We start from the raw sequence: 13,208 nt of genomic DNA, 5'->3' as shown, positions 1-13,208 counted from the left end.
TTGGGGCTTTTTACGTTCCAATAGCCGACCCGCTTAATGGACAGTGACGCTCTTTATGCTGGTATCTGACTACCATTTTTAGATTTAAAAACGGGCACAGTTGCGGGGGCAGTGCATGCTCATTTTTAGCAATTTTTAAAGCTGCTAAAACATGCTTCCCATTTAATTATCGTATTAATAAAGCGATAAACATAAAGACAGGCGATTATAGGTAAATATAAACGACTGTCAATAAACCACCCGTCTCTAAACGGGAGGAGTACATTGAATTTTTATAAAATCAATCAGTTAAAATCCTGATAAGGATAAGGATAAAAATTGATAAATTGCTGTTAAATGAATTTAAGAGAAGTCATTCCAGTTTATTTCGTCAACAAGAATACGTTCATTAGCGATGTAGTGTAAAAAATCGCCACTATTGATAAGGGTCTGTGGAGATGGATTTAAGATCATTGCATCACCATTTTTAAAATGGCTGAAGGCAATGACCATCATCGCATGGTTACTTTTAAATCGGCTAAAGAGCAGCTCGAACTGAATCGGTTTTTTCAGTTCAGGTGTCTGCACACAATACAGTGTCGCACCTGTTAAGGTTGAAAGTAAGTGCTTGGTGACTTGGCTTGATCCCGGATCCTGCATACTGCGCACCATCATTTGTGCGCTGCTATCAATACTGCATTCAATTTGCGGGCAGTGAACCTTTAATAAGTCGGCTTTAGTCTTATCAAAAAAATGCGCAGATATGTTGGCATCGGAGTTGGTATAGGTGGAGATACAAAGTGCAATAGATAAGGTTTCATCATCGGATTTACCATCAATGATAATACGTTCTGCATTACTTAACGCGATACGATTAAGTTCTTCGTTATCGGAAAAACTACGTAAACGCACAAAAGAAACCTCATCATTATCTGGAAACGGATTGTTTATCTGCTCGGTAACGCATAATAATATTTGGCGTTTTTGGCGTTTTTTATCACCAAGAATCAACTGCACTATCTGCTCTGTTGAAGAAGTGTCCCAACCTAATAATAAAATATGATTATTATAATGATAAAAATTACTCGTACCGTTCATGTTTTTTCTCGCTAAATTTATAAATAATTGCGTGGTTTTTCCGATAAAAGAGGCGAAAACGATCAGTCCCGATGGAATTTGCACAAAGGCAACAATGGCTTTTCCCATTTCGCTCGTCGGGCTGAAATCGCCAAAACCCACCGTGGAAACCACCACCATATTATAATAAATAAAGTCCATAGGATGCCGGGTTAATGCACTTTCCCCGGCAAATATAAATAACAGATAAACAGTCATTGTCTGCGCCAGCACAAGCAGAAACATGGTAGGCCAAGTTAATCGATGTGCCAGAACACGAAACAGCTTTTTAATCCGCCTGAGGGGAAGCATTATCAACTAACTCTTAGTGATCATTCGCATGGGATAAAAAGAAACGATAAGCCTGGTTCTCTGTTTCATCTTTATAGTTGTAACCCAGTGCATCTAAATGTTCACTGAATGCATCAACCCCTTCGTCGAGTTCAAAACCGGCAAGAACCTGTCCATAAGCCGCGCCGTGATTGCGGTAATGAAATAGCGTTATATTAGCGTGAGTGCCAAGCATATTTAAAAACTTAATCAGCGCATTAGGCTGTTCAGGAAATTCAAAACTGTATAAACGCTCTTTTATAGCACTGACGGGTGCGCCACCAACCATATAACGGACATGCAGTTTGGCCATTTCATCATTGCTTAAATCGGCAACAGAATAACCTGATTTGTGCAGTTTTTCGGTCAACGCTAAAAGTTCATCAACACCTTGCGGGGTGCGTACGCCAACAAAAATATTTGCGTTTTTACGCGAATTTAAACGATAATTAAACTCGGTAATAGCACGCCCGTCGAGCTGATTACAAAAGGCTAAAAAAGCGCCCTGTTTTTCAGGGATAGTGACAGCCAGCACGCTCTCTTTCTGCTCACCTAATTCGCAACGCTCGGAGATATAACGCAGGGAATGGAAGTTGAGGTTGGCTCCACTTAAAATGGCGGCAAGGTTTTGATTTTTAATTTCGTGTACTTGACAATATTTTTTTAAACCTGCCAATGATAATGCCCCGGAAGGCTCCGAAATTGCGCGCGTCTCTTCAAAGATATCTTTTACTGCGGTGCAGATTTCATCACTGCTAACGGTGATCACTTCATCAACATATTGCTGACACAAACGAAATGTTTCACTGCCAATGGTCTTAACGGCAACACCGTCGGCAAATAATCCAACTTTATCTAAGGTTATCGGGCTACCATGCTCCAACGCGGCTTTTAAACAAGCTGCATTGTCAGGCTCAACGCCAATCACCTTAATATTGGGTAAAAGCTGTTTAACATAAACGGCAATACCAGCAATCAATCCACCGCCACCGACGGGGACAAAAATTTTATCGAGGTGGGCATTTTGCTGTAATAACTCTTTGCCAACAGTACCTTGTCCGGCAATAACATCGGGATCATCAAAAGGAGGAATTGAGGTGTAATTATGTAATTCAGCCAGTTCTTTAGAGTGCTTGCTGGCAGCATCAAAAGCATCACCAAATAACACCACCTCGGCACCGAATGCCCGCACTGCACTGACTTTTATCTCGGGTGTGGTGCAGGGCATAACTATCGTTGCTTTCATCCCCATGCGTTGTGCTGAGAGCGCAACACCTTGGGCATGGTTACCTGCCGAGGCAGCAATCACACCGCAGCTTTTTTGCTCGTCAGTTAAATTCGATAATCTATTATAGGCACCGCGTAATTTAAAGGAATGCACGGGTTGCTGATCTTCACGCTTTAATAAAATTTGATTATTAAAGCGCTCTGATAACTTAGTTAACGGTTGTAAGGGTGTTTCTATGGCTGCTTCATAAACAGGAGCAAGTAAGATTTTTTTTAAGTATTGTGCTGCGGATAATTCTGTCATTGCGCTATCAACCCTTTATTTATGTTCAACTTTACTTGCAAATAGCTCACCTAAGCGTGTTACTGAGCCCGCTTGAAGATTTTCTGCAAAATGAATGCTCTCTTTAGGGAATAAAGCCACCACGGTACTGCCCAATTTAAAGCGGCCCATTTCAGCGCCTTTTTCAAGGGTAATATCTTGATTTTTGTAATCCCAATATTGGATTTCTTTGTCAGCATTAGCCGTTAGTGTTCCGGCCCAAACGGTTTCGATGCTGGCCACTATCGTGGCACCCACTAAGACCATTGCCACAGGGCCTACTGCTGTTGAAAAAATGGCCACAGCACGCTCATTGCGGGCAAATAAATTCGGGACATTTTGTGCGGTTAATGGATTGACTGAGAAGAGGTCGCCGGGAATAAAAATCATCTGTTCAAGTTTACCTGTGATCGGCATATGAATACGGTGATAATCTTTAGGCGCTAAGTAAATCGTAGAAAACAAACCCTTATCAAAGGGCGCAGCAACATCATCTCGCCCGCCTAACAGTTCTCGCAGGCTAAAATCATGACCCTTAGCTTGAAAAAGTCGACCTTCTTTAATATCGCCCATTTGGCTAACAGCACCATCCACAGGATGAGCAAGGTTATCTTCACCTGCGATAATTTGCCGCGCCTCCGGTTTTAATTCACGGGTGAAAAAGTCGTTAAAAGTTTTAAAATACTCAGGGTCTGAATATTTTGCTTCACTCATATCAACATTAAATTTGTTAATGAATTTTTTGATTAAAAAAGTGGTTAATTTACCTGCTTCAGCGGCGGCTAATTTACCTAATAGACGCGATAATAGCTTTTTTGGCAGCAGGTATTGCCCAATAATTTTAAGTTGGTCAATCATGTTCTTCTCATTTTGTTAATTTATGCCGAAAATTGTACCTAAATTTTGTACACCGTAAAGGCGTTGTTAATCATAGGTGTTGGGTGGACGATGGCGCGCATTTTTTGCATCATCCATGGTCTCTAAAATGCGTAAAAAGCTACGGTAGCGAGCATTATCTATTTGCCCCTCGGCAACGGCCTTAACCAGTGCACAACCGGGATCTATCTGATGTTTACAATCCCGGAAACGGCATTGTCCTAAAAAAGGACGAAATTCGATGAATCCAGTCGCAATGCGTTCAGGCTCCAGATGCCATAATGAAAACTCACGAATGCCCGGGCTGTCAATAAGATCACCTCCATCGGGGAAATGATAAAGACGTGCCGTGGTCGTGGTATGTTTACCTAATCCAGAGTTTTCCGAAATTTCAGCTGTCGCGGCTTCAATTTCAGGTAATAACAGATTGACTAAGGATGTTTTACCCACACCTGACTGACCGACAAAAATATTAATTTTATCTTTCATTGCACTTTTTAGCCCTACTAAGCCGTCGCCGTGCATCGAACTATATAAAACCTGATAACCGATATCCCGGTAACTTTGTAATTCCTGATCGATTGACTTTGCTGATTGCTCATTCAATAAATCACTTTTATTTAAAACGATAATGGGCGTAATGCCGATATCTTCACAGGCAATCAGGTAGCGATCAATAATATTACGAGAAAACTCAGGGGCAATGGAGCTGACGATAATAATATGGTCAATATTGGCCGCGATAGGTTTTATACCATCATAATAATCAGGACGTGTCAGTACTGTTGTACGCGGATGTACCGCTTCAATCACGCCACTGATACCATGATAAGCCTGATTACCTGCACGCCATACAACCCGATCTCCCGTTACCAGCGATTTTACGCCGCGGCGCAAATTACAACGTTCGATTTTGCCATGCTCGTCTTCAACATCTGCATGCTGTCCAAAACGACTGATCACTATGCCTTCGAGTTGCGGGCCAAGTTCAGACTCGTTCCACTGTTCGATATTATCTTTAGTTAAACGTTTTTTCTGATTAGTTTGAACGCGGCGTGCTTGATTTTTACTGAGTCGTTTCTTCTTGGTCACAGGTTTCCTTAGCTATCACTCATTGTGTTAATACCGTATCATACTATATTAATTTAGAAATGCGGCTCTCTTGTAGCGAAAAGGATCAGAATAACGATGAATAAAAATAACCTGGTATGGATTGATTTGGAGATGACCGGTTTAAATCCAGATACGGATAAAATAATCGAAATCGCCACTATCGTGACGGACAGTGATTTAAATATCCTTGCACAAGGACCTGAATTTGTTATTCATCAAAGTAATCAAGCACTTGATGCGATGGATGAATGGTGCACAACGCAGCACGGTAAGTCAGGTTTAACAGATCGTGTGAAGGCCAGTCAGATTAGTTGCGCGAATGCCGAACAAGCAACCCTCGATTTTTTGAAAGAGTGGGTACCCGCAGGCGCCGCACCGTTATGCGGTAATAGTATCGGCCAAGATCGCCGTTTTTTAGTACGTCAGATGCCAGCGTTAGAGGCTTATTTTCATTACCGTAATATTGATGTCAGTACTATTAAGGAACTGGGCAACCGTTGGGCACCGGAAATGGTTAATCAGCATAAAAAAACCGGCGCTCACACTGCGCTTCAAGATATTAAAGAATCAATTTCTGAATTACAGCATTACCAAAAACATTTCTTTAAGTTTTAAATCTGTTTTTTGGAGCAGATGGATAATGTCTGCTCAAAAACTCAGCAGACAAGCACTAGTCAATGAAAAATCAGCAGAAAAAGCTTGCATTCATCTACTCCCTAATTATAATGCGCACCTCATAACAAACAGGTATCTTCCAACATGCCTAATAATTTGTTATGGAAATAAGATGTGATGCGGTACTAGCTCAGTTGGTAGAGCACGACCTTGCCAAGGTCGGGGTCACGAGTTCGAGTCTCGTGTACCGCTCCAATTTTTCTTTAATAAGAAAAATTAATGCTTATTAAAATGTGATGCGGTACTAGCTCAGTTGGTAGAGCACGACCTTGCCAAGGTCGGGGTCACGAGTTCGAGTCTCGTGTACCGCTCCAACTTCTTTTTAAGAAGTAAAAGTAATATTTGATGCGGTACTAGCTCAGTTGGTAGAGCACGACCTTGCCAAGGTCGGGGTCACGAGTTCGAGTCTCGTGTACCGCTCCAAATTACTTTTCCGGTTTCGAACTTCCAAAATTTCCTGCGTTTAACCTTTATGTTTTTTAGTTCAATTGCCATAGCACGACCTTGACCAAGAATAGCCGGGGTCATGAGATTCTTTTAGTCTCGTGTACCGCTCCAAATTCACTGCCTTTCTTGTTTTAAGCTCCCCAAAAATAAAATTCCAGTTAGTAATATTTCTATATTTATAGCTAGTTATAACTCAGTTGGTAGAGCGCAACCTTGACCAATAAGAGCCGGGGTCATGAGCTGTTTTTTAGTCTCGTGTACCGCTCCAAATCCACTTACCTTTATCGTTCCAATCCCCCAAAACGTAAAAATTCAGCCCGTAATATTTCTATATTTTCTGTAAGTAGCTATTTATAGTTCAGTTGCTAGAGCACGACCTTGACCACTAATAGCCAGGGTCATGATGTGTTTTTTAGTTTCGTGTAGCGCTCCAAATTCACTTCTTTTGCCTGTTTTAAACTTACCAAATTTAAAAATTCACTCAGTAATATTTGTTATTTATAGCTGTTTTTAGTTCAGTTGGTAGAGTACTACCTTTACCAATAATCGCCGGGGTCATGAAATATTTTTTAGTCTCATGTAGCGCTCCAAATTACTTTCCTGTTCCACTCCCCCAAAAAATAAAACTTCAATCAGTAATATTTCTGTGTTTGTCATTTATATCTATTTTTTCAGTTCAATTGCAAGCGCATAACCTTGATTATATAAACTGGCCCCATGAGCTTTTTTTTATAGTAATCCGATGTATATAAATCAACCTTAATCACTTGCTAATTACAGGTTTAAACGGAGATGACATGGCAGGCATAATATTATTATGCAACCGAGAATCAGGGAAATAAATTATCGCGGCCACTCAATTGACACTGGTTATTAACAATATATTTCACTGATTAGCGATTAGCTAAGTGAGTGGATTATTTTAAACCCGGCAAAAAACACTTATCGTAGCTCTGCCGTAATAAACATTTATTTTTTATCACTCTCTTTATAAACACCCGATCATTAATTAAGACTTTTTATTTACTTATAATTTATAATGCTTTGTTATTGCTGGCTTTTTTATGTAATTTTGATGGGGTGTGTCTTCTTTTATAAGAGATAATTCTTCGTGATTGTGTTAAATTAGCGCTATCTGTTTAGGTTAAAAAAAGAACAATCTTAATGTTATGTTTTAATTGATTATTTGGACTCTTCATTACTTTTAGTAATTTATTAGAAAATTGTGCATTGCTTCTCAGTTGTACCTATAGGTGAAAGAATTTGATGCAGGCCGATCTGAAAATGGGGGGATGAGATATTTTTCCTAAAATACTGCTGCCGGAAGCAAAATAAAAGCAATTTTAAAATTGTACTCAAACTGCAGAATAAGAAACTGGATACCAACTATATATGCAATTTATTCCTTTCGTTAAATATACATCCTGTGGCAATAGTTTTGTTATTGTCGATGAGACCGAGCAGAGTTTGCTCAGCGAGGATGATATGTCCCGTTTCGCATTCCAGGCGACCAACATCAGTTTCGGTGTAGGTTGTGATAATTTGCTGATTATTCAGCGTTGTAATGAATTGTCACTGCAATCGATTAATCGTAGCCGGGACTACTGGATACAACCTCCACAGGAAGAACAGGCTGAATTTGTGTTTCGAATGTTTGAACCGTCGGGGGAAGAAGCGCTGTGCTGCGGTAACGGTCTGATGTGTATCGCCAGTTATTTATTGGACAAACATGGTATAAGCAGCGCTTCCATAATGACCGAGATCCCTCTGGCAACACCTAAGGTTATCAAAATCGGTACAGATCAGAATCGAGTTGGCAGTTGGGTTAATCTCGGGCATCCGCGTTTAACGCCACCGGAATTGGTGAACGGGGAGTATGCAGCGTTGGTTGATCCGGCCATTCATGAGATGCAGGAACTGGTCGTTAAGTTTCGCGCTGATGATCTGAAGGCTTACACAACCGATAACGAGTTACGTATCAGAGCATTGCTGGTGTTTACCGGTGAACCCCATCTGGTGATATTCCCCGATAGTGACTTTTCAGCACCGGAGCAGGCGGACTATATTTTTGCAGGTTCCAACCAGGGCGTGGAGCGTCGCGAAAGCTTCGGATCCTGGCTGGTAGAGCATATCGGCAATTATATGAACAATCATATGCGGCATATCTTCCCCGCGGGTATCAATGTTAATTTTGCCCGTCGTCTTGCCTCCGGGGTGATAGAAAACCGTTGTTTTGAACGGGGCATCAATAGAGAAACCCTGGCTTGTGGGACCGGTGCATTAGCGGTAGCCTATATCTATAGTCAAATGCACAAGCTGAATATCTCAGAAGTTGATGTATTACCCCATCGGTGTTGTTGGCATGATAAGAAAGCTAAAATTTGTATTAAACAGAATTCTGACGGGTGGCAGATCAGCTCTGATCCGGTTATGTTATTCGATGCTGTGTACCGTTTTCCACGAAAAAAGAACAGCTTGCCAGAATTATTAAATAAGGACCATGATGAGATAGTTACTGAAGACCGGAAACTAGCGGTTTAAATGGTTATTAATCGTTCCATCTCAATACGTCCGGTCACTACTACTGCATTGGTAATGTTACCTCTAAGTCTGATGATTGCCTATTTATTGCTCAGTATGGGATCTGCTTTCTCAGAAGAGCTGATTTATCTTAAACAGAGTATGGCTAAGACGGCAGAACTGCAGGCGGTGTTATGGTCGCTGTTGGCAGGTGGTCTGGTTCTGACCATGTTTAATCTGTATCACCCGGCAGCTCGGTTTTGGCTGGAACGAATGCCTGCTGCGGGCATAAGTATGGTGCTGGGCACCGCGCTACTGACTTTCCTTTGGTTATATATAGACCCGATTTACAATACCAACGCCACACCTGGTGCTTTACCAGAGTTGCTGGCTGCTGGGGTTACGGCAATCTTGATTGCTGCACTGATTTGTATCGAAGTCTCCTTTGTATTGCTCTCCAGACTCACTGCCCGGGCCAAGACGACTGAGCTGAAAAAAGAAGCTGTAGACTACCGGCTGATGCGGCCGGCGATCTTTGTCTTTCTGTTCGGAATCGATCTGTCGATGGCTTTTATTCCGCTGTATATGGGTAAAATGGAACAAGATTTCTTTGGGCTATCACAAAATATAATGATGGGGCTGCCCATTTCTGTTGAATTTTTTTGTGTTGGTGTGGCGATTCTGCTGGCGGGTGTCTGGTTTGACCGGCGCGGCTGGCAGGAGCCTTTCTATGCGGGACTGGCACTGGCAACGCTCGGTGCGCTGTATTCCTGGATGGCTCCCGATGCCCTGCATTTCATCCTTTCCCGAGGGCTGGTTGGTCTTGGTTACGGCTTGGTACAACTATCTTCTCACGGCTTCGTTATTCGTAATACGGATAAATCCACTAAGGCTCAGGGAATGTCTCATTTGGCTGCCGGTCTCTATGCTGGCAGTCTTTGTGGTGCTGCCACTGGTGCGGTGATGGCTGAGCAGTTCGGCTACGAGGTGGTATTCCTCAGCGGTGCGGTGATTATTACCTCAGTAGTCGTATATAGTCTGCTGATTTTGGGGTATCCCGCCAAAACGCCAAGCAAAACTAAAAGCGTGCCGCTGCAACATGTGGGTAAGTCAGTCTTGCGCCGTTTCTTGCTCGACAAGCGGGTGCTGGCTGCCATCTTTTTCAGCAGCATGCCAGCGTCTATTGCCGTGGTTGGTTTTCTTAACTATTTCAGTCCGGTCTATCTTAATCGGCAAGGTATCTCGGAATCCACTATAGGTCAGGTGCTGATGCTGTTTGGTATCTGCATCGCTGTGCTTGCGCCAAGGGTTGGGCGGCTAATAGATGCGACCGAAAATAAACAACAGCTGGTGCTGATTGGTAGCTTGCTGGGGGCTAGCGCATTCCTTACTTTTAGTATCTGGGACGGGCTGCTGGCGACAACCATTGCCATTTTTTTGTTGGGGTTGTCCAACTGTCTGGTACTCTCAGCGCAGAGCGTATTTCTGCTGAAACTCGATATCACTCAAGAGCTCGGTGAAGGCAAGGCAATGGGTATATTTCGTGCCTCCAGCCGTATCGGCCAAATGCTTGGGCCGATCATTTTCGCCTGGCTGTTTCTATTTGAGGATGTGAGTATTGGCATCACTTATCTAGGGCTGGCATACATTGTTATGTCCCTTATTTTTATCTGGTTGACACGTAGTGATGCCGATCAACTAAAAAAAATACAGGAAGGAACTTCGTAGTATGAATACACTTAAGACAGATGACTGTTCCACGGAAAAGGACTCTTTGATCGATCACTATATGGCTGAGATTAGAAAGCGCCTGCCGGTTGTAGACAAAACATTAGAATTGTACGGAGAACTGCTGCTGAGCGAATATCTTGATGTGGTGACTGAAACCGCAAGCGAGCGCTACCAGTCAGCCGATGATCTGGCTGATGTTGTTTATGAATATGCCGCACCGCTGCTAGGTGAAAAAGTCGCCGCAATGGCGCGGGAGGAGCTGAAACAGAGCCCAGTGGTATTGACGGCTAACCACCATGGTGTTGACTACTTTGCCCAATCGGTGCAGGGAACGCTGCTGTTCAGCCAGCGCAAACTGCCCAATGGCCAGAAAGCTAAGACAGTGCCAGTACTGGCCTGTGGCGCTATTCCATTGAACAATATGACTTATCCGCGTGGGATGTTGTGTTATGATATAACTGAGTTTAAGCGGGCTGGAATCCCTATCCGCTTGCCCCTATTTCCAAAACGTCGACAAAACGAGACTGTCTCGTTGACAGGACCTTTTGAGAAAGGAGCTGTTGAACGAGCGGAAAAGTCCACTCGTAAAATGGTGGGTGATCATTTAATCTCAGCTGCGACTGGCAAGGCGTTAATGTCGGTGTTGGAAGATGAATATTCCAGCCCGAGAGTATTGGGCCTTTCTTCCTACTCAGAGCAAGCCGTTGTGATCAACAGCCTGCTCTGGAAGCGGCTGTTTCACAATAGTGATACATCGCAGTTATTATATCTGGAGCAAGAAGAGATTGTTCGTATCTTATTGGTGCGTGATCTTAAATCGGAGACCTCTATGGCATCGCTGTTAATGCTAGATGTGGACTTTCTAAAAATACTGCTTGCTAACCTAGATGATGCGCGAGGTTGTTGGCAATCCGAAGGGCTTGAAAGCCGTATCTTGTCTGCGGATTCTTTACGGATTAATCCTACTAAATCTACAGGGAGTTTTCTCTTTTGGTGGATAGATGATGCAGGGCGAAGAGTCCCGCTTGTTTTGGATAAAAGCTCTGATCTACTATGTTTAATAGGGATCAGCGAGTCAGGAGTGGAGCACAAGGTAGAGTTGACAGCAAACAACCTGATAGATAGCTTGGAGACTAAAAGGTTGATACCGTCTACCTTTACTTGTTTCTTAGTATTGGCTTTTGCTCGAGGTGTAACTTGCGCGGGTGGTTATTATCAAGCCGATTATCTGCCAGTTATTCAGCAGGGGCTCGTAAAGTCTATCGAAGAGCATGGCAGTCATATGTCGTTGATCCCATATATTCAGGGAATACCTACGGATAAATATTTGTCAGGTATGCAGACAGTTATGCGCAGATGGGAGCATGGTGCCTTACATCCAGCTGGCCCATTAGAAATGATAGCGTCAGAGATGTCGCTTAATGACCATATCAGTAACATTGTTGAGATGACCGTACATGACGCACATAAAGCATCTTTGGTAGAAACTGTCGCTGATGCAGCTCCAGATCAAGTAATGTCTGAGGATTGGTATGCCCGGTTGGCAGATCAACTAGGAAGTTATTTTGCTGGCAACGTAGTAACTGTCTGATCTAAGGTTGAGTACTTAGATAATTAGAAAGGCTCTACTCGTATAACAAAGTATTAATAGATCATAACCATAGGCGGAATTACCATGTATTGTATTCGAAACGTTCTCTACATTTTTATTTGTGCTCTTATAAGTTTCACCAGCATAGCGGAGGCAGAAGATAAGTCTTCTTTTAGCACCACCCCTGTATTAAATGATGGGAAGCATTGGCGTGTTGGCTATTACGAGGGGGGGGAGTATACCGATTACCAGAAGGAGTTTACCGCCACTATAAAGGGGTTAATGAAACTAGGCTGGATTGAGCTGCAAACTATTCCAGAGCAACCAGGAGAACGTACAGACCTTCTCTGGAAATGGTTGTCAACACAGATTAAGAGTGATTATATCGAGTTTGTTCCGGATGCATACTATTCAGCTGGTTGGGATGAAGAGCTCCGTAAGCAAAGTGCTGCAGCAGTGATTGATCGACTCAAGAATAAGCCGGATATTGATCTGATGATAGCCATGGGAACTTGGGCGGGTAAAGATTTGGCAAATGATCGTCATACAACCCCCACGTTGGTTTTGTCTGCCAGTGATCCGCTAGCTGCTGGGATTATAAAAAGTGTCGAAGATTCAGGCTATAGCCACTTACATGCGGCTGTTGATTTAGATCGGTTTGCTCGTCAGGTAAAACTCTTCCATGAGTTAGTAGGATTTAAAAATTTGGGGGTCGCTTTCGAAAACAGCGCTAGCGGCCGTAGTTATGCTGCGATTGATTCGATTGAAATACTGTCTAAGGAACGTGGCTTTGACATTATTCCCTGTTATACGCAGAGTGATATCAGCGAAAAGGCGATAGCTGAAGCCAGCGTGATCTCTTGCTTTGAGCTTCTTGCTAAGAGTGCTGAAGCAATATATGTTACCAATCAAGGAGGAGTGACTTATAATAGTATTCCAAAACTAGTAGAGATTGCCAATAAGCACCGGATACCAACATTCTCTCAGTCTGGTGCCGAGGAAGTTAAATATGGATTTTTATTGAGCCTGTCGCGCGCAGCATTTCGTTATCTGGGTGATTTTCATGCTCTCACAATTGCTAAAGTCTTCAATGGTGCGAAACCTGGGCAATTGATTCAACTTTTTGAGGAACCTCCAAAAGTGGCAGTGAATCTAAAAACAGCAAAAATCATCGGTTTTAATCCTCCGCTTCTTCTGCTTGGGGCAGCTGATGAGATCTACCACGAAATCCAGAGCAGCCAATAATATAAATAATCTGCGATTAATACTAGTGGCAGGCAG

Annotated in this window: 9 protein-coding genes, 3 tRNA genes and 1 riboswitch; of the genes, 8 read left to right on the top strand and 4 right to left on the bottom strand. The window is 42.8% G+C overall.

The features are described 5' to 3' along the window. Positions 1-39: 39 nt before the first annotated feature. A riboswitch (cobalamin riboswitch) is annotated at positions 40-210 on the bottom strand. Positions 211-342: 132 nt separating this feature from the next. The 4 genes from PING_RS17235 to rsgA all read right to left on the bottom strand — a co-directional run bounded on the left by PING_RS17235 (position 343) and on the right by rsgA (position 4,942). Next, a complete protein-coding gene (locus PING_RS17235; protein WP_011771578.1) occupies positions 343-1,407 on the bottom strand; it encodes a potassium channel family protein in 1,065 nt (354 codons plus the stop codon). Between the two features lie 13 nt (positions 1,408-1,420). Beyond that, entirely contained in the window at positions 1,421-2,956 is a 1,536-nt protein-coding gene (gene ilvA / locus PING_RS17230) for a threonine ammonia-lyase, biosynthetic (protein ID WP_011771577.1), read from the bottom strand. A 15-nt stretch (positions 2,957-2,971) separates the two neighbouring features. After that, complete coding sequence (asd, locus tag PING_RS17225) at positions 2,972-3,832, bottom strand: archaetidylserine decarboxylase (RefSeq protein WP_011771576.1); 861 nt, start codon at positions 3,830-3,832, stop codon at positions 2,972-2,974. Positions 3,833-3,898: 66 nt separating this feature from the next. Further along, a complete protein-coding gene (rsgA, locus tag PING_RS17220; RefSeq protein ID WP_011771575.1) occupies positions 3,899-4,942 on the bottom strand; it encodes a small ribosomal subunit biogenesis GTPase RsgA in 1,044 nt (347 codons plus the stop codon). 90 nt (positions 4,943-5,032) lie between these two features. On the opposite strand from rsgA, the gene orn reads away from it, so the two are divergent. The 8 genes from orn (at position 5,033) to PING_RS17180 (ending at position 13,172) form a co-directional block, all read left to right on the top strand. Then, on the top strand, positions 5,033-5,578 hold the full coding sequence (gene orn / locus PING_RS17215; protein ID WP_041766661.1) for an oligoribonuclease: 546 nt from the start codon (positions 5,033-5,035) through the stop codon (positions 5,576-5,578). Between the two features lie 179 nt (positions 5,579-5,757). After that, positions 5,758-5,833, top strand: a tRNA-Gly gene (locus PING_RS17210). Positions 5,834-5,876: 43 nt separating this feature from the next. Continuing rightward, a tRNA-Gly gene (locus PING_RS17205) sits at positions 5,877-5,952 on the top strand. Between the two features lie 33 nt (positions 5,953-5,985). Continuing rightward, positions 5,986-6,061 (top strand) — tRNA-Gly (locus tag PING_RS17200). A gap of 1,416 nt (positions 6,062-7,477) precedes the next feature. Further along, complete coding sequence (gene dapF / locus PING_RS17195) at positions 7,478-8,626, top strand: diaminopimelate epimerase (protein ID WP_011771573.1); 1,149 nt, start codon at positions 7,478-7,480, stop codon at positions 8,624-8,626. Further along, positions 8,627-10,333 (top strand): MFS transporter, encoded by a 1,707-nt coding sequence (locus tag PING_RS17190; protein ID WP_011771572.1) that lies wholly within the window; start codon positions 8,627-8,629, stop codon positions 10,331-10,333. 1 nt (position 10,334) lies between these two features. Next, positions 10,335-11,927: a hypothetical protein gene (locus tag PING_RS17185; RefSeq protein ID WP_011771571.1), complete on the top strand. Its 1,593-nt coding sequence runs from the start codon at positions 10,335-10,337 to the stop codon at positions 11,925-11,927. An 84-nt stretch (positions 11,928-12,011) separates the two neighbouring features. Then, complete coding sequence (locus tag PING_RS17180) at positions 12,012-13,172, top strand: ABC transporter substrate binding protein (protein WP_011771570.1); 1,161 nt, start codon at positions 12,012-12,014, stop codon at positions 13,170-13,172. The last annotated feature ends 36 nt before the right edge of the window (positions 13,173-13,208 follow it).

This window comes from Psychromonas ingrahamii 37 (assembly GCF_000015285.1).
Lineage (GTDB): Bacteria > Pseudomonadota > Gammaproteobacteria > Enterobacterales > Psychromonadaceae > Psychromonas > Psychromonas ingrahamii.
This window is presented reverse-complemented; position numbering and strand designations above follow the sequence as displayed.

What these genes read in the sequence shown, in the direction of transcription:
- PING_RS17180 (WP_011771570.1), top strand. Translation starts at nt 12,012, where the DNA reads ATGTATTGTATTCGAAACGTTCTCTACATTTTTATTTGTGCTCTTATA.
- PING_RS17190 (WP_011771572.1), top strand. Translation starts at nt 8,627, where the DNA reads ATGGTTATTAATCGTTCCATCTCAATACGTCCGGTCACTACTACTGCA.
- PING_RS17185 (WP_011771571.1), top strand. Translation starts at nt 10,335, where the DNA reads ATGAATACACTTAAGACAGATGACTGTTCCACGGAAAAGGACTCTTTG.
- PING_RS17235 (WP_011771578.1), bottom strand. Translation starts at nt 1,407, where the DNA reads ATGCTTCCCCTCAGGCGGATTAAAAAGCTGTTTCGTGTTCTGGCACAT.
- ilvA (WP_011771577.1), bottom strand. Translation starts at nt 2,956, where the DNA reads ATGACAGAATTATCCGCAGCACAATACTTAAAAAAAATCTTACTTGCT.
- dapF (WP_011771573.1), top strand. Translation starts at nt 7,478, where the DNA reads ATGCAATTTATTCCTTTCGTTAAATATACATCCTGTGGCAATAGTTTT.
- asd (WP_011771576.1), bottom strand. Translation starts at nt 3,832, where the DNA reads ATGATTGACCAACTTAAAATTATTGGGCAATACCTGCTGCCAAAAAAG.